A 23,624-nucleotide genomic window follows, 5' to 3' on the forward strand; every position below is an offset into this window, starting at 1 on the left:
GTGTTATAATGAGCATAAAAATGTATAAGTATTGGATAATTGTTAGAACTTTGTTGATTGAAGAGATGACGAATAAAAACAAGTAGTTTATTACAAATAAAAGTAATGTTTGTAATTATGAATATATGGTGGAGGATAAAATGGTAATAGAATATTTACCTATCTTAGAACAAAAAGACAATAAAATATTAACAATAGGAAAAATAGATAGAACAAAGGCACACACAAATCCGCCTGTTTTACATGCTACTTCAATTATTGTAGCTGTACTTCCTGATGGGAAAATTATTTTAACTGATAAAACAGAAAAACAAATAAAAAAAGGAAGGAATGTCAAAAAGAATAGTCATATATATGATACTTTCGGAGGCCATATGACATATGAAAGTGTTCCAAAAGATGAATTTGACACAGGATTAAGTATAGATACTTATATAAAATGTGCCTATAAAGAATTATCAGAAGAACTTTTAAGATTAGATAAAGATGGTAAAAGAAAAAAGTTTATACCTAAAATAGAGAGTTTTAAATTTGTAGGATTATATGGAATTGAAAATGACCATAACAAAGAAATTTCAGGAGTATTTGCATATTTTTTAGAGGACTATGGTCCGTATGCATCTGAAGATACATTAATAACAAATGGAGAAGAAGAAAATATCATACAACCGATATGTGTAGTTGATTGGGAGAAACTAAACGCAATGTATACCAAAGGAAAAGAAGGAAATATATTCATTTCTGATGGAATAGGAAGAGTATTAGAAAAAGATAATGGAGAGATTTTGAAAAAATGTATTTATGATAATTTGAAAATTTAATTATAAGTGAAATCGTGACATAATTAAAGAAAGAACGCTCTCGCTGCTTGCCACTCGCAACAGTCCTGAATTTTCAAAGATATTTTACTATTATAAGTTCCACTTCTAAAGTAAAATATCTTTGGAAATTTGGACCGGCGGTGACAAATGCACTTTTTTTAATTATGTCACGATTTTACAATAATAAAAATAAATATAGTTAGTAATTTTAGGAGAAAACAAAATGAACGAAGTTCATTTTATATAAATGTTTCCGACGAATAGCCGCCGACCGAAGGGCGGGGGCTATACATATTTTACAGGAGAATAAAATGATTAGAACAGTAAGATTAGATGATGCGGAAGAACTATTAAGAATATATTCATATTATGTAGAAAATACAGCAATTACATTTGAATATGATGTACCAACGGTAGATGAATTTAGAAAAAGAATAGAAACAATAACAGAAAAATACCCATATTTTGTATATGAAGAAAATGGAAAAATAATCGGATATGCATATGCAAATACATTTAAAGATAGAGCAGCTTATGACTGGGCGGTTGAGATGACAATATATATGGATAAAGATTCAAGACATAAGGGGAGTGGCAAAAAATTATATGAAACGCTTGAAAAGGCACTTATAAAGCAAAATATTACTAATTTATATGCATGTATCGGATATCCTGAAGTTGAAGATGAATATCTTACTAAAAACAGTGTAGGCTATCATGAACATTTAGGATATAGATTTGTTGGAGAGTTTAAAAAATGTGGTTATAAGTTTAACAGATGGTATAATATGGTTTGGATGGAAAAAATAATCGGAGAGCATAAAGAAAATGCAAAGCCGGTATTAATATTTAAAGAAATTGAAAAATAAATTTAGGCTAAAAGTAATTAAGTTTTTATGTATTGATTAATGCTAATTATTTTAGAACTAAATAGTATTACACATTAAAATTTGAAGAAAACAGGAATTTTATTTTATGAAACGAATAGATTTTGAAAACGGAAAAATAACAAGTAATATTTTAAATGCTGCCATTCCAATGCTGATTGCACAAATCTTAAGTCTTTTGTACAACATTGTTGATAGAATTTATATTGCAAGAATTCCTAAAATAGGAACAACTGCTTTAGGAGCAGTAGGATTGTGTTTTCCGATAATTATAATAATAACAGCTTTCAGTAATTTGTTTGGAAGTGGTGGAGCACCAATTTTCTCAATTAAAAGAGGAATGAAAGAAAATGAAAAAGCTGCAATTATAATGAATACTTCTTTTTCCATGCTTTGTTTTGGCGGAATAATTTTAATGGCTGTTGGAATTTTATTAGCAAAGCCAATTTTATATTTATTTGGTGCATCAGACAGTGCAATTGTATATGCGTATCCATACATGATAATTTATATGATAGGAACGATTCCATCTATGCTTTCAACAGGAATGAATCCCTTTATTAATGCACAGGGATATGCAACTACGGGAATGATATCGGTTGCCATAGGAGCGATTGCAAATATAGTGCTTGATCCTATATTTATATTTGCTTTAAATATGGGAATTGAAGGGGCAGCAATTGCAACAGTTGTTTCACAGTTTATGTCTGCAATATTTGTACTTTATATTTTGAGAAAAAGAACAGAATATAAAATAAGGTTTGTTAGAAAGAATGAATTTAAAAAATGTGTTTATTTTGCAAAGAATATTGTAAGCCTAGGAACGGCAGGCTTTATTATGCAACTTACAAATAGTCTTGTTTCAATTTGCTGTAATAATGTTTTATCTGTTACAGGTGGAGATGTATATGTGTCAGTAATGACAATTATATCAAGTGCAAGACAAATGATAGAAACACCTATTTATGCAATAAATGAAGGAGCATCACCTATATTAAGTTTTAATTATGGTGCAGGAAAACCTGACAATGTAAAAAAATCTATTAAGGTAATGATGTGTTTAGTACTAGCTTATACAGCTGTTATGTGGGGAATTATTATAACAAAACCAGAATTTCTAATAGGTATATTTAGTTCTGATAAAACATTATTTAAAGATGCAGTGCCTGCACTTAAAATATATTTTGCTGCATTCATATTTATGGATTTACAGTACATAGGACAGACAGTGTTTAAATCATTAAACAAAAAGAAACAGGCAATATTTTTCTCTTTGCTAAGAAAGGTAATTATTGTAGCTCCGCTTACATATACACTTCCTTATGTATTTAATATGGGAACAGATGGTGTGTTTATGGCAGAACCAATATCAAATGTAATAGGTGGAAGTATGTGTTTTATTACAATGCTTGCAACAGTAATGCCTGAATTGAAAAGAATGAAGAAAAATTGAAAGTAACTGGAAGTTAAAATACTTTCCAAATTAAGGAGCAAAGAAAAATGAAATCCGAAAATAAAATTGGCATACAGAAAGATAAAAACGAAGCCGAAATAAAAATAATACTGGTATTTAAGTACATAATAATGGCTATAATTGTAGGGATAGTTGTAGGAATAATTGATACAATTTTTGGAAGAGGATTGATAGAAATATCTGATTTTAGAAATAAAAATTATAAGTTTTTACTTCCTTTTTTACCAATTGCCGGATTATTTATTACATGGATGTATCATAAGTTTAATGAACTTAGTTTAAAAGGAATGACCCTTGTGTTTGAAACAAGGCAGCAAAAGAGAAATTCTATTCCGTTAGCACTTGTACCACTTGTAATGGTTGGAACATGGATAACACATTTGTTTGGCGGAAGTGCCGGAAGAGAAGGTGTGGCAGTACAGATAGGAGCAACATTATCACATGCTTTTGGAAAAAAATTAAAAATGCCTGATAATAGTAAAGTAATGCTTATAACAGGTATGGCAGCAGGATTTGGTGGACTTTTTCAGACACCACTTACAGCTATATTTTTTGCGATGGAAGTAATAGTTACAGGCTATATGGATTACGAAGCTATGCTTCCTGCAATGATAGGGGCATTTGTCGCTTCTTTCACATCGCATACTTTAGGACTTGAAAAGTTTGAAGTCAATTTAAATCAGACAATAAATATGACGGATGCAAAAAATGTAATCGCTATAATTGTTTTAGGAATTGCATTTGGTATTGTAGGAAGACTTTTTTCTGTATTATTACAGAAATCAAAGATATTTATGAGTGAAAAAATAGCAAATCCATATATACGAATTGGTGTAATTTCTATTCCACTTGCATTATGCCTTTTATTTATCCTTTCAGGAAGATATACAGGACTTGGTACAAATCTTATATCAGAGGCATTAGGTGGAAATGAAGTATATTATTATGATTGGATTTTAAAATTACTATTTACAATCATAACTTTATCAATAGGATTTCAGGGTGGGGAAGTAACACCGCTGTTTTCAATAGGAGCAACATTAGGAGTGGTTTTAGGCAGCTTATTTGGAATATCTCCTATAGTGTGTGGTGCGCTTGGTTATGCAGCGGTATTTGGAAGTGCGACAAATACTTTAATTGCACCAATAATGATAGGAATAGAAGTATTTGGAGGAACAAATATGTTACCGTTTGTTATCGTGTGTGCAGTTGCGTACATAGTTAATGGAAATGCTTCGATTTATTCTGCCCAGCAGAAATCAGTAATGTAAAATGTAAATTATTATCATAAAAAGAATGTGTTAAATTTATGTAAATATTTATTTGAAAGTTGAATTTATCAGAATCCGGTGTTAGAATATCGGAGAAAAAGAAAGTAAATGGAGGTGAGTTTCATGGATAGTTGCGATAGTACAGGGCGAAGTTATATATGCAGTGAAAAGCGATGGCATATAAATATGTGGCTATCTATGAGACTTATTTAGCTACATAATATAGATATACGCCTTTAATAACACTGCATCAGATTTATGCCTTTACGTCACAGCAATGTAACTAAACGGTCTACTTAAGAGAAATCTGGAGTAGTGTTTTTTGTATGCTTAAATTAAGCAGGTAAAGAGGAGGCTGAAGTGGAAAAGACAGTTGTAAGAAATAATTATGTAGAAGAACTTGTAAATTTAATAAGAAGTGATTTAGATAAAGAAGAATTACTTGAACAAATATCTAATTATCATGAAAATGATATTGCAGATGCGTTGGAAAAATTATCGGAAGATGAAAGAAAAAAATTATATCCGATTTTAGGTGCAAAAAGAATTTCTGAAATATTTAGCTATTTAGAAGAAAATACCCGACAATATTTTGATGAGTTATCAGTGGAGAGTGCGGCTAAGGTAATTTCCCTTATGGATTCTGATGATGCTGTTGATGTACTTGAGCATTTAGAGGATTCAAAAAGAAAAGAAATTGTAAAAAAATTAGACGGAGATGCAGTTGCAGATGTAAAAATGATTTTGTCATTTGACGATAGTGAAATAGGCAGTTGCATGACAACTAATTTTATATGTATAAATAATAAACTTACAATTCGTCAGGCTATGAGTGAGCTTGTGAAGCAAGCCGGACAAAATGATAATATTACAACAATATATGTTATGGATGAAAATAAGAAATTTTTTGGAGCAATAGACTTAAAGGATCTAATTATTGCCAGAGAATATGATAAGTTAGATGATTTGATTAGTCATTCGTATCCGTTTGTATATGGACATGAGAAAATTGAAGATTGCATAGATAGAATAGTTGAATATGCTGAAGATTCCATACCGGTTTTATCAGCAGACAGATTTATAATTGGTGTAATTACGTCAGAAGATATTGTAGAAATGGTTGATGATGAGATGGGGGATGACTACGCTAAGTTAGCCGGTTTAACAGAAGAGGATGACTTGCAGGAAAGTGTAATTAAAAGTACAAAAAAGAGACTTCCATGGCTTATAGCTTTACTGTTTCTTGGAATGGCTGTATCTTCAGTTGTTGGAATGTTCGAATCTGTCGTAGCGATACTTCCGATAGTAATATGCTTTCAATCTTTAGTACTAGATATGGCAGGTAATGTTGGAACACAGTCTCTTGCAGTTACAATTCGTGTTTTAATGGACGAAAACCTAACGGGAAAACAGAAGATAGGATTACTAAGCAAAGAAATAAAAATAGGGCTATTAAATGGAGTACTGTTGGCAATAATGGCACTTACATTTCTTGGAGTATACATACATTTATTTAAGAACTATGGATGGTTAAATTCATTTATGATTTCAGGTTGTGTAGGAGCAGCTTTAATCGTTGCAATGGTTATTTCAAGTATGGTTGGAACGGTTATACCAATGTTTTTCCACAAAATAAAAATTGACCCGGCAGTAGCTTCAGGACCTTTAATTACTACGGTAAATGATTTAGTAGCTGTAGTAACATATTATGGTCTTTCAATGATGTTTTTAATTGATATTTTCAAAATAGCATAAGCATATGGCTTGACGTATGCTTATAAGATATCTATAATCGTGTTTGGTAAAAATTTTTTATTTAAATACCATATAAGAAAATAAAATAAACAAATTAGATTTTAACGGATTTATTCAAAAAACATCAAATAAATGTGATGAAAATACAATTATAGGAGTGATTGAAATGAATAAGACTAGGCAAATGTCAGAAACAATAAGACTTGGAATGCTTCTTGCTGTGTCAGGTGGATTTATGGATGCATACTCATACATAGAAAGAGATCAGGTATTTGCTAATGCACAGACAGGAAATATGTTGTTATTTGGTGTAAATTTATCTGAGGGAAATTTTTCAGTGGCAATGAGATATTTCCTCCCGGTATTAGCTTTCGCATTAGGGATTGCGTTAGCTGAGATTGTGCATAAAAAAGATTTGAATTTACTTCATTGGAGACAGGCAGCAGTTTTGGTAGAAGCACTTATATTACTTGGAGTAGCATTCTTTCCACAAAATATGAATCTGCTTGCAAATTCATTAACATCATTTGCATGTGGAATACAGGTTGAGAGCTTTAGAAAAATAAGAGGAAACGGAATTGCCACGACAATGTGTATTGGAAATATGAGAAGTGGAACTCAGAATTTATGTAATTATTTACAGGATAGAGATATTGAGAATTTAAAGAAAGCTTTATTATATTATGGAATTATTATCTGCTTTATTTGTGGAGCTATAATAGGAAATTTCTTTATAAAAATATTTGCAGAGAAAGCAATATTATGTTGCTCAGCACTTTTATTTTTTGCATTTATACTAATGTTTATAGATTACGAAAGAGAAAAAGAACAATAAAAAATATTATAATAAAAAAGCTGTCTATTTACAGGTTTGATTGGTAAGTAGGCAGCTTTTAGTTTATAATAAAACACAAAGAATATAACAAGATTAAAATTTAAATGATAAAAAATAGAATTAAAAATAAAAAGACAAGGTGGATAATTTTATGAATGAAAAGATTAGAAAACATATATTTTTTTATGGAAGAGTTCAAGGTGTAGGATTTAGATATTATTCAGTTTATAAAGCAAGGCAATTAGGACTTACAGGCTGGGTGAGAAATTTGTATGATGGCTCAGTAGAAATGGAAGTCCAGGGAGAGGAAAGAAGTATAGACGAACTGATAATGTTTTTAGAAAATCAGAGATTTATTCTAATAGAAAGAATGGATGCTAAGTCAATTAAATTAGAAGAAGATTATGATTTTTATGAGAGATAAAAAGACAGGCGTTTATGCTAATAGTAAAAAAATGATATAAAAATGAAAATTTGTAATATGGTGTTGTTGCAGAAGAAGGAACACCTGAAAATTTAGATGCAAATGGTGGAATATATCATCATATGCTAGAAACTCAGATGAAAAGTATGGAATGGAAATTTTAGGATTGAAAAATTTATAGATAAAAAATAAGGTTCTCTTTAGTGTAAATCAAATTTATATAAACAAAAGAGAATCTTTTTTTGTTAATGCAAAAATATTAGTTGCAAAAAATATAAAATCGGAAGCTGAAAAAATTCATAACCATATAGGTTATCTTTATATAGGTACTGATTATTTATTGAAAGTATGATAAAATCAATAAGTAGTATTTATTTGGGATGTTTTATAAGAGGAGAAGAGTATGTTATTAAATGAAAGCAACATAAATGTTGTACTTTTTAATAGTGCGATATATGAAATATTTGTGATAGCTGTAATGTATATATTTATTTCAAATATTCTTGAATTAAATAAAATACAAAAGAGAGTCTTTTTGGTAATATTCTTTGCCAGTATGTTTCCATTAAATATGTTTAGAGTTATAGTGCAGTATTACTATGAAGAATTAACAAATAAAACAATAGTAATCCTTTTGATAATGTTTGCAACTACGGTTATATACATATCAGCTTTGAAAATAATTACCACTTTAGATTATTTACATATTTTTATTGCGGATATGGGAGCACAAATAATTGCCGGAACATTTGTAGGAGGTATGTTTATATTATCTTCAAAAATCGTTAACAGACCATGGGAAATGTTGGTGCAATTAAAGATGTCTATACAAAATGTAATTATTTTCTTAAGTATTAATCTGATTACACTTTTTATTTGTTTAATCCTAAAAAAGTTGATATTAAAATATACCAAAAATTTTTGCAAAGAAAAACTAAAATATAAATGGTTACTATGGGGTATAGTTGTAATATTTAATGTAGGTGGATTTATAGCTACAACGGCCGGGGAGTTGTCTAAAAGAAATGTTATGATAACATCAATAGGATTAATAATATGTTTTATTTTTATAATGTATGAAATATCATGGATTGTTCGACTGAGAAAGGAAAAACAAATAAAGGAAGAAAATAAAATATTAAATATAGAAAATGCCGTTATGAAGGAATATTACAATACATTAGAATATCAATTAGAGCGGACAAGAAAATTTCGTCATGACATAGAAAAGCATATGAATGTGATAAGCGAATTGATTTTAAATAAAAATGAGCAGAAAAATTTAAAGAAATATGTTACACAAATTGAAGAACAATATCATTCATTAAAAAATATCAATTATTGTGGAAATCCTGTATTTAATGCTATTTTTTTGAATAAGCAAAAAGAATGTGAAAATAGAGAAATAGAATTAAAAATAAACATAAAGAAATTTAATATTGAAAATATACGTGAAATGGATTTAATAGCAGTTATTTCAGAAATAATTGAATATGCAATGTTTAGAGTAGATAAAGTACAGCCTGTTATTGAGTTTAATTGTGGAAATAATTTAGAAGATTTAATTATAGATGTAGAATATAAAGCTGTTAATTCAAATAGCAATAAAGACAAATTAACTGTAATTAATTCAGTTGTGGAAAAGTATGATGGTGCAATTGTTGTAAATAAAGATGATAATAAAGAAGAAGTTATTGTAATGTTATCAAATATATAAAGAAAAGAAGGAGAAGGTACAATGGGAGTTGATTATAATGTAGGACAGGTTTTCTTTAATAGTGCTATATTTCAAACTTTAGCGATATTAGGAATGTACACGTTTATTGCAGAAGTATTGTGTTTAGATAAGAAACAAAGAAAGATATTCTTTGTGGTATTTTTTATGAGTATGTTACCTCTAAATTTACTGAGATTTTATATACAGTATTATGTTAATGATTTGCCAAATAAGAGCGCTGTCATGGGAGCGATTATGGCATTGATAACAGTTATATACATTTCGGCATTAAAAATCCTTACTAATTTAGATTATATTTATATTTTTATAGCCGATATGTGTGCACAGATAGTTATGGGGACAACAATAGGAATGCCGTATGTTGCAATAGCAAGACTTGCAGGAAGAACAGAAAAAGATTTTTTACATATACCGTTTGGTAAAAAAGATATTCTACTAATATGTATACTAATTGCAGTGTATACAGTAATTTTACGATTATTAGGGAAATTTTTTAGAAAAAAGCTTTCATTTTTTATTAAGAAACCTTTAAAACACAGATGGATTCTATGGACAGTAGTTATTGTATTTAATTTAATGGGAACAGTTACATTGACTCCTGTATTTTATGGAAAGTATGATGTTATTTTTTCTTCAGTTTTGATGGCAGCATTTTTTGTAGCAGTATTATATGAAATTGCATGGCTTGTACGCCGTAACAGGGAAAAGCAACTAAAAGAAGAAAACAGAGTCTTAAATATAGAAAATGCCGTTATGAAGGAATATTACAATACATTAAAATATCAAATTGAAATGACAAGAAAATTTCGTCATGACATAGAAAAGCATATGAATGTAATAAATGATATGATTGCACAGGATGAGGATAATGCAGAAATTGAAAATATTGCAGATAAGGTTAATTTTGATTATGGATATTTAAAAAACGAATATTTTTGTGACAATCCAATACTAAATTCAATACTGATAAATAGAAATAATGAATGTAAGAATTGGAATATTAGATTAGATATTGATGCAGAAAAATTCAATAACGATAAAATTAAAGAAATTGACTTAATAGCTTTGATATCGAATTTATTTGACAATGCTATTGAAGAATGTAAATCAATTGCAAAGGAAAATTCAGATACACAAATAAAGTTCAAGATGAAAAATGAATCTAATAATATATTAATAACTATAGACAATTCAACGACTAAAAAGGAAATACTAGAGAAAGGAGTAACAACTAAGTCGGATAAATATGCTCATGGAGTAGGTTTAGAAATTGTTGAAGAAATTACTAAAAGATATAATGGAAAAATGGAAAGAAAGATTCAGGACAATATATATGAAACTCATATTATATTAAAAACTGAATAATAGAATTATAATCGAATACAAAGAAAATTATTTTTTTTAAAAATAAAAAGAGACAAAATCGACATAAATCGACAAGAAATCGACATAACTTGCAGTGAATATTGTTGAATAAATGATAAAATATTAAGAGTGGATATACTAAAAGAAGCGGTGAGGAATTTATGAACAAAAATATTGTAATATTAGATGATTGCCAAAGCGAGGCAGAAAAAACAAGATTCATATTATGTAGATTTTTTAGAGATATAGTTAATAGTACAAGTTGGAATATGGTTATATATACTGATGGGAAAAAATTAATAAATGATATAGAAAAGAGTGAAATTGAACCTACGATGATTTTTTGCGATGTTGATATGGAAACAGAAGAGTATAATGGAATTGATATTGCAAAGAAAATTAATGTTCTTGCACCACAAAGTCATATTGTTTATTTAACGAATTATCTTGAATATGCACCCGATATATTTCAAACAGAGCATTTGTATTTCGTTTTAAAGTCAGAACTTGAAAAAAGGCTTCCTGAAATTTATATCAAAATGATTAATAAAACGAAAGAACACCAGAAGACTCTTAGAATTGAAGGAAAGAGAAATAAGTTTATTGCAATAAAATATCTTGATATAGTTTACATAGAAAGAAAGGGAAGAACTACTTTTATTCATGGAAAAGAAGAGGAGTGGGAGACATATTTGCCACTTAATAAATTAGAAGAACTAATAGAAGATAGCAGCATAATAAGATGCCATAATAGTTTTATGGTTTCGATGAATTACATAAAGAAATATATCAGGGAATTATGCACTATGGTTAATGATGAAAAGATTCCAATAAGCAGAAAATATCAGCCGATTTTTAAAGAAGCTTTTGTAAAATGGAGCAAGGAACAGATATAAAAATATTTATAAATAATTTAAAGGCAGAGAACATTTGTAAGTTAATAATGACTTATAAATGTTCTTTTTTTATCTGGAATAAAAATGTGCAAAAATCGACACGAAAACGACATAAATAGCAAAAATGGATGTGGATGGAAATGGTAAAATATTAATAAGAATTATGTAAATGTTGGGCGGGATATCAAAGGAAGAAATTTAATAATTAACGTGTTGAGAAAGGAGAAAATATGAAAAGAAAAAATGTAGGTAAAGTGTTAATTCTAGTTATGATTTTGGGAATGCTTTGGTATACAGGTAACAGTAATTGTGTTAACGCGAAAGTTAAGAGTGTATACAGTTCTAATGACAATGTAACAATGAAAGGCAAATTAAAGAAGGTTAAGTATTATTATGGAGGTGAATATCAGATTAATTATGTTTTATATGTTAAACCTAAATTTGTTGTTGAGCATTCATATATGTACGATGATGCACCTATTCAAAGTAGAATATGTGTATATATAGATAAAAAACAATGGAAAAAATATAAAAATAAAAAAGTTAAAATAAAAGGAACTATGACGGACAATTCAGCGTATTACTGTACACCATTTGGAATATATGACATAGATAGCATAAAGAAAATTGAAAAATAGAAAAGAGGCGATTTAGTTGAAAAAAAATAAAATAGTACGGAAAATAGAGGTAAAAAAAATTATATCTTGGATTCTTACAGTTATATTAATAGTAGGAATAATGGATGGGTTAATTTTTGAAAAAGAAGTGCAGGCTGCATCAAACCCATATGGAAAATGGCAGGATACAGAGTATGGTGATAAAGGTGGAGATGGAATTCCGGAAATTCGTTGTACATGGTTTGCATGGCAGTGTGCATATGACAGAACGGGTGTAGTGTTACCGAAGTTTGGAAATGCGGGTTCATGGCTAAAAAATGCTAAAAATAGTGGACTATCAACGGGTACAGTAGCAAGAGCAAATTCTATAGCAGTTTATAATCATAACGGATCTGATTGGGGACATGTTGCGTATGTGACATCTGTAAGTGGGAATATAATGTATGTTGATGAAGGAGGAAGAAAAGACTTAGATCATACATCTTCTCAAGGTGTGGCATATGCAAGAAGAGTTCCATCAAATATAGGAAGTGCAGAATGGTCTGGAGAAAAATATAATACATTGGCAGGATTTATATATTTAAAAGATGTTCCAGCACCAAAACCAGTGATACCTAATGCTCCATCAAATGTTAATTTAAATAAAAACGATATAGGATTGAATGATGGATTGAGTGTAACATGGAATGCGTCATCTGGAGCTACAAGTTATGATGTTAATTTGGTATGCATAACTAATAGTGCAAATAATCAATCAAAATCAGTAGGTGGAACAAGTGCATCCTTTTCAATAACAAAGGTCGGAACGTATAAAATTAATGTAAGAGCAAAGAATTCTGCTGGTACAAGTTCTGCAACAGAATCCGCAAATTGTGTAGCACATGAAAATGTAATAGTCAAATATGTGGATTGGAACGGTGACATAATAGGAAAAGAACAAAGTGTAAAGTGGGGAGGAAATGCAAGTGCACCTATAGCACCGGAAAGAGAAGGCTATACATTTCAAAATTGGAGTTCAGACGGAAAAAATATTAAATCTAATGTAGTGATTGAAGCAATATATAAAATTAATACATATGCTGTTTCATTTGTAGATTATAACGGAGATGTTATAGATAAAGTACAAAAAGTGGAATGGTCATCTTCAGCAATTGAACCTACAAATATTCCTACAAAAAAAGGATATATTTTTACAGGGTGGGACACTAGCGAATATAAATGTGTAAAGAAAGCGTTGACTGTTAAGGCAACATATGTTTGGGAAAACACAAATCTTCCAATAATTACAGAAATTGAATCGGCAAAAAGAAATGAAGAAGCAACAGGTTATGATATAAAAGTTAAACTGACAAATTTTCCAAATGATTTCACGAAAGGAAAGTTGGTTTTTGCATTAATAACAAAAGAAGGAAAAATGGTTGCATCAGAAATTAAGTCCATTAGTATGCCGGAAACAAAAGAAATAAGTGAAACGGCAACTATTTTATATTCGGGATTGGTTTCGCGAGTTCAAGTATCGATGATTGGTGTAGTTGATGATGAAACAACAGGAACACCGAAGGCAAAAGCTGTGACAGCACCTGTAGATGTTGGTAATAAGTGGTCAGACTGGATGACAACAGTACCTATAGGAGATGATATTATTACTGAAAGTAGAGATGAGTATAGATATAAAGATAGTAAGATTATAAAATCAGCAACACAACCAACTACCCCGGAAGGTTATAATTTAATTTCTAAAAATTCGACAGGAACATATACTCAATGGGGAAGTTGGAGTGGATGGAGTGATTCACCTATTTCAGGCAATATTTTAAAGGATGTAGGAACACAATCTGTAGTGGCTAGTTATGTTACACAATGGAATTATAAGAGATGGGTATCAGCTGATGGTAGAACATCGGGACCTACAAATGGAACTTGGGGTGGAAAAGCATGCAATATTTATCAAGAAAGAGGATGGGGAGGAGAATTGACTTGCGTTGGCGGTCAAAATTCTAACCAGGCAGGATATTTTAAGCTTTATGGAAGTGCCCCATGTTGGTATTATCCATGGACTAGACAGGTAGCGGGTTCTTATAAGACACAATATAGGTATCGTACAAGAAGTGAATACTATAATTATATATATAAACAAAATGAATTTAGCGAATGGCAACCAGATAAAGTAGAAACTTCTGATACAAGAGAGGTAGAAAAAAGAAAGGCATATAGATTCAAAACAAATTCTACAGAGGTCCCATGTTATAATTACAAACGATATAAATATACAAATATTAATAATGGAAAGATTGTATATAGTTATACAAGTATTTATGCAGATGGAATGGACTATCCGGGCGAATGGGAATACAAGACAGAATTTGAAGAACTTAAAAAAATAGCGATAGTAGATGATAACATCGAATTATATAATGGAACAGGAGAGAATTCATGGTATAAAGCAGATGTTAATAACGAGGGAACAAGCACCGTTTTTGAAACAAAATCATCACTTGAAGATCAAAAAGGAACACATCGTAAATTTGAGGGAAAAGCGGAAGGTGCAGCGGGCAAAGTTGCAACATTAATGGTTTATAAAGGACAAAATACGGATCCTATTGCTAGTCAAATTGAATATATAGGTCAGGTTACAATAGATGAAGATGGAAGTTATAAATTTGACTATGTAACAAAGGAAGAACCATCGGTAAAAACAGGTGATTTTGTTATAACCTTAGGAATTGAAGGCTCAACTAATTATCAGATAGTTGGAAAAATTGAAGCACCAAAACAAGTATATACGGTTGACTTTGTTGATAATGATGGAAATAGTATTGGTGAGCAAAAGAAGGTTGTTGATGGTGGAACTGTAGATGCACCGGAAGTTCCTGAAAAAGAAGGAATGGATTTTGTAGGTTGGGACACTGGCTTAAAGAATATACGAGAGAACATGGTTATTACAGCACAATATAAAAAGAAGAAATGTACTGTAATATTTGTTGATTGGGATAAAACATCCATTGAAATAAAGGAATTTAATTATGGGGATATATTGTCAATTGATAATATACCTGAAAAAGCCGGACAGATATTTGATAAATGGGTTGATGAAGAAAAACAGGAAGTTAAAGAGGTTAAATCCAATATGATAGTTCAAGCTTCATATAAGGATACGAAATACACCGTTAAGTTTTTGGATTGGAATGGAGACATAATAAGTGAACAAGAAATAAGTTACGGTGGAGAGGCAAAATTGCCAGAAAATCCAGAAGCACCAAATGATATATCTGTATTTGAATGTTGGAATAGATATGAAGAAGCTATGTATGTTACACAGGATGTAGCATTGTCACCTGTTGCAAAATATATAAAAAATACAGATAAACCAATTTTTACAAAGCAATCTGGAAATTATGAAGGAGAACAAAAAGTTGGTATATATTCCTTAAGTTCTAATACTGATATATATTATACAGTTTTAAGTGGTGAATGGGCAGAAGTCGCATGCCTAAATGAAGGTAGTTTTAAAAAATACGATGAACCGATAAGCGTATCACAAACGTCAACTATATTAGCGTATGCAGTTGGAAGAGAAGCTAATTCGAGTGAATTAGAAAGAGTAGATATTAAAATTAACGAAGAAACAACAACAGATAGTGAACTGACATCAAAGGATACAACAACAGAAGTAGTGACGGCACAAGAAACAACAGAGAAAATAACAAATAAGGATACTACGACTGAAAAAATTACTGAAAAAGAAACAACAACTCAAAGAGAAGAATTACTACCAACAAAACCATCAGGCTTGCAAGCAATAGTTGATAAAAATAATAACTACAATATTTATTGGATTGCCGGAAACAATGTAATGTATTATCAAATCTATGTGAATGGAGAAAACGTAGGTAATACTATATCAACAAATTATAGAATTCCAGCATCGTACTTTACTAATAATGGAGAATATAAAATTGAAGTAGAAGCAGTAAACAATATTGGAGCATCTGATAGAGCTGTTGTTATATATAAAGTTGAAAACGAGGAAGTGAGTTCGGATGGTATTACAACGGGAATAAGTAATATACAGAAAGAAACAACAGAAAATTTGGCAACAATTCGTACAGAAAATGTTGAAAAATCATCAACTACAATGTCACAACAAGCTATAAGTAAAGAAAGTACAACAAGTGTTTCTATAACAACAAAAGAATCAATGAATAATGTTGTTATAGCAAAGGCATCAATCAAGAAGATTATAAACAAAGGTAAAAAGAAAATTTTTGTTAATTGGAAAGCACAGAGAGGAGTTGATGGATACCAGATACAGTATTCAACTAATAAAAAGTTTACTAAGAAATTAAAGAATAAAAATGTAAAAGGTTTCGTTAAAGAAAAGATGACAATAAAAGGATTAAAGAAAAAGAAATTATATTATGTTAGAGTCCGTGCGTATAAGAAAAATGGAAATGAAACTGTTTACGGTCCTTGGTCAAAAATTAAAAAAATAAAGATTAACAAATAACATATTATTTTATTTTGTTATGAGACAAAAATGCCAAATCTTATTGTGAGAAAAAACAGTAAGATTTGGCATTTTTTTGATTTAGTTATTCTTATTTATATGTTAAAGTTAATATTGGTATTAGTATTTACAAAGGCAGAAAATATTAAACGAACAACAGGGAGATATTATGGAAAAAACAAATGATGTAATCATAACATTGATAAATGGCGGGTTTTATGAAATCTTTTTGATTTTTGCAATGTACTATAGTTTCGTGATTTTACTTGGAATAGAGAAAAGCAAAAGAAGAATTTTTTTACCAATATTCTTTGCTAGTATGCTTACTTTTAATTTAACAATAATGTATTATACATATTTTGGAGATGACTCTGTTAATAGTAAGTGCATTATTTTGATGCTTCAGGGAATAAATACTCTGATTTATTTTTGTACATTAAAAGTGATAACAAAGAAAAAATATTTGGAAATATTTATTTCAGACATGATAGCACAGATAATATCTATTGTTATATCATTTAGCCCAATTACAATAATAGCTCATATACTTGGGAAAAAACAAAGAACTCTTATAACATTAGAATTGAGTTTAAATAATATAATTACCTTTGCAACAGTATTAGTGATAATGATTGTATTGATTGCAATAGAAAAATATGTGCTTAAAAGGTTTTTTGATGATTATTTTAAAAGTGAAATAAAACATAGAATATTTTGGTGGATTATTGTATTGATATTTACCATAAGCGGATTAACTACAACAGCTATTCAAAGTGGAAGTACTATCTTTATTGCAATGAATATTATTATGATTATAATAATGTTTTCTGTGTTATATGCAGTTTCATGGTTTATGCGTTTGCAAAAAGAAAAACAGATAAAGAAGGAAAATCAGATTTTAAGTATTGAAAATGCAGTTATGAAAGAATACTATAATACATTAAAATTTCAGATGGAAAGAACAAGAAAGTTTAGACATGATATTGAAAAGCACATGAATTTGATAAAAGACATACAAACATCTAAAAGAAGTAAGCAGGATATTTTAAAATATGTAGGACAAATTGAGGAACAATATAATAATCTTAAAACGATAGATTATTGCGGAAATCCTGTTATAAATGCAATATTTGTAAATAGAAGAGAGCAATGTGAAAATCAGGGAATTAATATTAAAATTAAAGTAGGAAATTTTGATGCCAAACAAATTTCTGAAATGGATTTAGTGGCGTTACTCTCAAATATATTTGATTTAGTAATAGAAAATAGTGAAGTTACAAATGTGAAAAATTTAGATTTTAAATGCTCTAAAGAAAAAAATAATTTCTTAATCTGCATTAAATTTGATGGTAATTTTAATAAAAATAAAGATAAGATGAAAATTAGTGTAATAAAAGAAATTACAGAGAAATACCAGGGAGTATTTGATGATAAATATTTGAATGGAGCAAATGAGATTACGGTTATTATTTAAAGAAAGATTGTATTTTGAAAATAAAATATAATACAAATGAAAAGGTAGATTAATGTATAGCGGAAAAGAATTAGTTATAAATATGATAAATGCAGCAGTTTTAGAATTGCTGGTAAGTATTGCAACATATTATGCAATTAAAATATTACTTGGGGTACAAAAAGATAAAAGATTAAAATTGTTTTGCATTATTTTAATGAAATTATTTTTTCTTAATTTGACAATTGTGTTTTATAAATATACACACATACTTACGCAAGATGAGACTAATACAATAACTATTATTAATGGAATATACATATTGATATTTTTTGCCCTATTAAAATTACTCACAGGTAAACCATATTTAAAAATTATGTTAGCAAATTTTATTGTCGAGACATTTGGAATTGCATTTATAGTTATGCCTACGGTTGTGATAACCGGTGGAAAGAATGATATGCTACCTTATTTTGTAAAAACAAATATGGATAGTAAAAACATTATAATAGCAATTGTCGCATTATTAATATCTATATTTGAAATTTTTATAATGACAACAATTATAAAGAAATGCTTTGGAAACTTTTATGAAAAGAGAATAAAGTATCCTATTATATGGTGGATGCTATTGATTGTTTTTGATATGTATGCGTTTTTTGTTAATTCTGCGAAATCTTTTGTGACTAAAGAAATCATGTTTGTTATTGTTTTATATGTTTTTAGAATTTGCACAGCTATTTTAATTATGTATAGTGTATCTTGGATAATCCGCAAGAAAAATGAAAAAAGAATAGCACAGGAAAATAAAATTTTAAATATAGAAAATACAGTAATGAAGGAATATTATCGGACACTTAAATATCAGATGGAAAATACCGAAAAGATTAAACGTGATATTGAGATTAAAATGAAAGAAATCAGAACGTTATTAAGCCAAAATAATGAAATTGATTCTTTTGAAAAAGGCATTTGCGAAATGCCAATGATTAGCGATAATAATTTGTATAATTATTGTAATAACATATTGATTAATTCAGTTATTGAAAATAAAGTAAGACAATGCGGGCAAAATGAAATTAATATAAAAATTGAAGCTGATGTAAATGAACAGATTTTAGTAAGTGAAATTGATTTAATAGCAATAATAGCAAACCTATTTGACAATGCGATAGAAGAAAGTAAAAAATTAAAACAAGGGGAAATTGAATTTTATTGTAAATGTAATATGGAAGTGCTTGAAATTAAAATTAATAATAAAACTTTAAAACAAAGTCCGATTACAATTGGTGATACAACTAAGAAAAACAAGCAGGAACATGGAATGGGACAGGCTATTATATATGATATTGTTAAGAAGTACAACGGAAAAATTAAGGTGTATGTTATGGAAAATAGATATTATACAGAGATGGTAATATAAGTTCACAAAATCTTCACAAAAAAATTAGCACTCACCTCTTGACAGTGCTAATAAAACGAGTTATAACGTAGTCAGAACAAAGGAAGAGAGTTAAAAGATAAGGATTTAAAGATTAATGAATGATAATTCAGGTAATTGTTTTTAGTGAATGATGATTCAGCAATCAGTAAAAATCCAAGTGTTTAACCAAAACCTTAGTTTACAATATAAAAACTACACCTCGGATTTCTCCGATAGTGCAAATATAATTTTTATATCTGATTTGAAAGGAGATATGACTTATGATGATGCCTAGTATTTTTGGAGAAAACTTATTTGATGATTTTATGAATGATTTTACAGATGATTTTGCATTCCCGGCATTTGCTGATGCAGGAAAAGAATTGTATGGTAAACATGCAAAGAATTTGATGAAAACAGATGTAAAAGATACTGAAAACGGATATGAGGTAGATATAGACCTTCCGGGATTTAAAAAGGACGAAATCCAGATGAAACTGGAAGATGGTATGTTAACAATCAGCGCCGCTAAAGGTCTTGATAAGGATGAGAAAGATAAGAAGGGTAAATATGTAAGACGTGAACGTTATGCAGGAAGTTTGAGCAGAAGCTTTTATGTAGGTGATAATGTAACAGTCGAAGATATACACCCTAAATATGAAAATGGTATTTTATCATTCAATGTTCCAAAAGAACAGGAGAAGATAGAACCAAAAAGTAAATACATTGCTATTGAAGGATAAAATAGCATAAGATGAATCATCAGAAGATGAATCATCAGAAGATGATTTGAATAAAACTCCCTTTGCCGATGCGTGAAGGGAGTTTTTATATGCCATAAATTAGTTATACGTAGAGTGAAAATATTAAATTTTCAAATAGTAGCTTTCAATGGAAATATCCATTATGGTATAGCAAAAATATTAATGCAAAAGGCGATTATTTTGCAATGAACAGTAAAAATATGAAAATAAATGATTTCAATTTAATAGAAGAGTATGTAAGATAATATAGTTTATATCGAATAATATGGAAGAAATTAGGATAAACATTTAGAAGCGTAATTATTTAAATACGCATAGTATATATGCTGTCTTTTATGTATAATAGATATATTGACGAAGATGTAAAACTTAAGGAATACAAAAATTGTTCCGTTTTGATAACTGTTTTTAATAATAGTCATGAATAAAAATAAATATATTATAAAAAGAGGAAAAAAGAATGAATCACTATGTGTTAGAAGTATGCGTGGATTCTGTAGAATCAGCTATTGCGGCAACTAATGGAGGGGCAACCAGAATTGAATTATGTTCAAATATTATTATAGGAGGAACAACGCCTGATTTAGAGTTATTTAAAATAATAAGAAATAAAATTCAAATTCCAATAAATGTTATGATAAGACCAAGATTTGGAGATTTTTGCTATACAGAATCGGAATTTGAGATAATGTGCAGACAAAGTGAAAAATTTGCAAGAGAAGGAGCAAATGCCATTGTTATAGGTTGTCTTAATCCTGATGGAAGTTTGAATGAGGCATATATGAAGGAAATTATGAATATGGCAACAGGATGCAGAGTTACTCTTCATAGAGCATATGATATGTGCAAAAATCCATTTGAAGCATTTGAGACCGCTAGAAAATTAGGCGTAGATACAATATTGACTTCAGGACAAAAAAATAGTTGTATTGAAGGTGCAAAGTTAATTAAAAAACTAGTTGAAAGATCAAGTGGTATAGAGATTTTAGTTGGTGCAGGTGTAAATTCAGATAATATTATGGAAATAGCTAAAATAACCGGGGCAAAAAGCTTTCATATGACAGGTAAGGTTGTAGAAAACAGCAAAATGGAATATCGAAATGATGATGTTAATATGGGAATTTCCGGGTTAAGTGAATATGAAATTTATAGAACAGACGAAAAAAATATAAGAAAAACAGCTGAAATGTTAAAATTATTAAAATAATGCTTAATATAATTATACAAATAATTTGCACATAGTTTAAATAATTAAATTGTAGAAAAATAATAAATTTATTGTTGCATGATTTAACAATAAGTGATAAAACAGAATTTGTAAAAAGTAATAGTTAGTTGCGTAGAAAGGGATACATTGCAATAAAGTGTCTTGATTACAGAGAACCGAGGTAGCTGAGAATCGGAAGAAAAGAATTGTTGTAACATCACCCTGGAGCATCTCTCCCAAAACTTTTTATAGTGAGTAGGCAGAGACGTAGTCTTCACGTTACAGAAGAAGCTGTTGGATGTGACAGTGATAAGTGGTTTTAATTAGTGATAATTATTTCAAACAAAGTGGTACCACGAAATTGATATTTTCGCCTTTGTTGTCGTAAGACAATGAAGGCTTTTTCTTTTGTAATAAAAGAATAAACTAGCTAAATAATAACAAAAGAGAGGTAATACAAATGAATGGAATCTTAATGATGGTAATTGCGATTGTAGTACTTGGAGGAGCGTATCTTCTTTATGGTCGTTACCTTCAAAACAAATGGGGCATTGACCCTAATGCAAAAACTCCGGCATATGAATTACAGGATGGAGTTGATTATGTACCGGCGGATACAAATGTGGTATTTGGACATCAGTTTGCATCAATAGCAGGTGCGGGTCCTATTAATGGACCTATTCAGGCAGCAGTTTTTGGTTGGCTTCCTGTTTTATTATGGTTGCTTGTAGGTGGTGTGTTCTTCGGAGCTGTTCAGGATTTTGCATCAATGTATGCATCAGTTAAAAACAAAGGTCGTACAATTGGTTACATAATTGAAGAATATATTGGAAAATTAGGAAAGAAATTATTTTTACTTTTCTGTTGGTTATTCTGTATTTTAGTAGTTGCAGCATTTGCAGATGTTGTAGCTGGAACATTTAACGGATTTACAGTACCTGAAGTTGCAGGACAGGCAGTAGAAAAAATCTCAGCAAACGGTGCAGTAGCAATGACTTCAATTTTATTTATTTTTGAAGCAGTAGCACTTGGAATGATTTTAAAATATGCAAAATTAAATAAATGGGTAAATACAGTAATAGCAATTGCAATGTTAGTAGTAGCAGTAGTAATTGGTTTAAACTTCCCTGTTTATTTAACAAGAGAAACATGGCATCTTTTTATATTCGCTTATATATTTATTGCCAGTGTAGTTCCTGTATGGGCATTATTGCAGCCTAGAGATTATTTAAACAGTTATTTATTAATTTTTATGATTGTAGGTGCAGTTGTAGGTATATTTGTTTCAAATCCTTCATGTAACTTACAGGCATTTACAAGTTTCAACGTAGATGGACAGTATATGTTCCCAATTTTATTTGTAACAATAGCATGTGGTGCCGTATCAGGTTTCCATTCACTTGTTTCATCAGGAACAGCTTCAAAGCAAATTAAAAATGAAAAGAATATGTTACCTGTATCATTTGGTGCAATGCTTATGGAAAGTATGCTTGGTGTAATCGCATTAATCGCAGTTGCTTCATTTGCAAAAGGAGAAGCAGCAGCACAGGGCTTAACAACACAGCCACAGATTTTTGCAGGTGCAATTGCAAACTTCTTATCAGCAGTTGGTTTACCACATAATTTAGTATTTACATTAATTAACCTTGCTGTTTCAGCTTTTGCTTTAACATCACTTGACTCAGTTGCAAGAATTGGTCGTCTTTCATTCCAGGAATTCTTCTTAGATGAAGGAGTAACTGATGATAATATGACACCATTCCAGAAGGTAGTAACAAATAAGTATTTTGCTACAGTTATTACATTAGTTCTTGCATTCTTACTTGCAAAAGTTGGTTATGCAGAAATTTGGCCATTATTTGGTTCAGCAAACCAGTTGTTATCAGTACTTGCTTTAGTAGCTTGTGCAGTATTCTTAAAGAAAACAAAACGTCAGGGTTGGATGTTATGGGTACCAATGTTCTTTATGATGGCAGTTACATTTACAGCCCTTGGAATGACAATTTACAAATTAAGTGGAGCATTTGCTACAACAGGATTATCACTTGGAAATACATTACAGTTAATCTTTGCAGTATTACTTTTAATCCTTGGTGTAATTGTTGCCGTACAGGGTGTAAAGAAGTTATTTGAAAAGAATGAAGAAAAAGAAGTTGCATAAAATGAGATGTAAGTAAGTTATAAAGA

At 29.6% G+C, this 23,624-nt stretch carries 17 protein-coding genes and 1 other annotated feature; all 17 genes read left to right on the top strand.

The window, feature by feature from the left end; genetic code table 11:
* Positions 1-140: 140 nt before the first annotated feature.
* The 17 genes from DWX29_RS10410 to DWX29_RS10490 all read left to right on the top strand — a co-directional run bounded on the left by DWX29_RS10410 (position 141) and on the right by DWX29_RS10490 (position 23,598).
* Positions 141-821, top strand: a complete 681-nt coding sequence (locus tag DWX29_RS10410) for a hypothetical protein (protein ID WP_117909163.1) — start codon at positions 141-143, stop codon at positions 819-821.
* A gap of 311 nt (positions 822-1,132) precedes the next feature.
* Positions 1,133-1,690, top strand: coding sequence for a GNAT family N-acetyltransferase (locus tag DWX29_RS10415; protein WP_199522668.1), 558 nt, complete (start codon positions 1,133-1,135; stop codon positions 1,688-1,690).
* Positions 1,691-1,796: 106 nt separating this feature from the next.
* Positions 1,797-3,161, top strand: a complete 1,365-nt coding sequence (locus DWX29_RS10420; protein WP_117909167.1) for an MATE family efflux transporter — start codon at positions 1,797-1,799, stop codon at positions 3,159-3,161.
* 47 nt (positions 3,162-3,208) lie between these two features.
* Positions 3,209-4,453, top strand: coding sequence for a chloride channel protein (locus tag DWX29_RS10425; RefSeq protein WP_117909169.1), 1,245 nt, complete (start codon positions 3,209-3,211; stop codon positions 4,451-4,453).
* A gap of 360 nt (positions 4,454-4,813) precedes the next feature.
* Positions 4,814-6,208: a magnesium transporter gene (mgtE, locus tag DWX29_RS10430; RefSeq protein WP_117909171.1), complete on the top strand. Its 1,395-nt coding sequence runs from the start codon at positions 4,814-4,816 to the stop codon at positions 6,206-6,208.
* Between the two features lie 166 nt (positions 6,209-6,374).
* Positions 6,375-7,043 carry a YoaK family protein gene (locus tag DWX29_RS10435; RefSeq protein WP_117909173.1) on the top strand — a complete coding sequence of 223 codons (669 nt, stop codon included), beginning with the start codon at positions 6,375-6,377 and terminating at the stop codon, positions 7,041-7,043.
* 151 nt (positions 7,044-7,194) lie between these two features.
* Positions 7,195-7,467 (top strand): acylphosphatase, encoded by a 273-nt coding sequence (locus DWX29_RS10440; RefSeq protein ID WP_117909175.1) that lies wholly within the window; start codon positions 7,195-7,197, stop codon positions 7,465-7,467.
* Positions 7,468-7,870: 403 nt separating this feature from the next.
* On the top strand, positions 7,871-9,184 hold the full coding sequence (locus DWX29_RS10445; RefSeq protein ID WP_117909177.1) for a hypothetical protein: 1,314 nt from the start codon (positions 7,871-7,873) through the stop codon (positions 9,182-9,184).
* 21 nt (positions 9,185-9,205) lie between these two features.
* A complete protein-coding gene (locus tag DWX29_RS10450) occupies positions 9,206-10,570 on the top strand; it encodes a GHKL domain-containing protein (protein WP_117909179.1) in 1,365 nt (454 codons plus the stop codon).
* 161 nt (positions 10,571-10,731) lie between these two features.
* A complete protein-coding gene (locus DWX29_RS10455) occupies positions 10,732-11,466 on the top strand; it encodes a LytTR family DNA-binding domain-containing protein (protein WP_117909180.1) in 735 nt (244 codons plus the stop codon).
* Between the two features lie 230 nt (positions 11,467-11,696).
* Positions 11,697-12,104, top strand: coding sequence for a hypothetical protein (locus DWX29_RS10460; RefSeq protein WP_118565816.1), 408 nt, complete (start codon positions 11,697-11,699; stop codon positions 12,102-12,104).
* Between the two features lie 16 nt (positions 12,105-12,120).
* Positions 12,121-16,590, top strand: coding sequence for an InlB B-repeat-containing protein (locus DWX29_RS10465; RefSeq protein ID WP_118565817.1), 4,470 nt, complete (start codon positions 12,121-12,123; stop codon positions 16,588-16,590).
* A 169-nt stretch (positions 16,591-16,759) separates the two neighbouring features.
* Positions 16,760-18,064: a hypothetical protein gene (locus tag DWX29_RS10470; protein WP_117909184.1), complete on the top strand. Its 1,305-nt coding sequence runs from the start codon at positions 16,760-16,762 to the stop codon at positions 18,062-18,064.
* Between the two features lie 52 nt (positions 18,065-18,116).
* Positions 18,117-19,466: a GHKL domain-containing protein gene (locus DWX29_RS10475; RefSeq protein ID WP_117909186.1), complete on the top strand. Its 1,350-nt coding sequence runs from the start codon at positions 18,117-18,119 to the stop codon at positions 19,464-19,466.
* A 281-nt stretch (positions 19,467-19,747) separates the two neighbouring features.
* The gene (locus DWX29_RS10480; RefSeq protein ID WP_117909188.1) at positions 19,748-20,209 is read left to right on the top strand and encodes an Hsp20/alpha crystallin family protein; all 462 of its coding nucleotides are present in this window, start codon (positions 19,748-19,750) and stop codon (positions 20,207-20,209) included.
* A gap of 481 nt (positions 20,210-20,690) precedes the next feature.
* The gene (locus DWX29_RS10485) at positions 20,691-21,437 is read left to right on the top strand and encodes a copper homeostasis protein CutC (protein WP_117909190.1); all 747 of its coding nucleotides are present in this window, start codon (positions 20,691-20,693) and stop codon (positions 21,435-21,437) included.
* 124 nt (positions 21,438-21,561) lie between these two features.
* Positions 21,562-21,818 (top strand) — a binding site (T-box leader).
* Positions 21,819-21,897: 79 nt separating this feature from the next.
* The gene (locus DWX29_RS10490; protein WP_022089485.1) at positions 21,898-23,598 is read left to right on the top strand and encodes a carbon starvation CstA family protein; all 1,701 of its coding nucleotides are present in this window, start codon (positions 21,898-21,900) and stop codon (positions 23,596-23,598) included.
* Positions 23,599-23,624: the final 26 nt, after the last annotated feature.

The organism is Eubacterium sp. AF19-12LB, from assembly GCF_003479125.1.
Taxonomy (GTDB): domain Bacteria; phylum Bacillota; class Clostridia; order Lachnospirales; family Lachnospiraceae; genus Eubacterium_U; species Eubacterium_U album.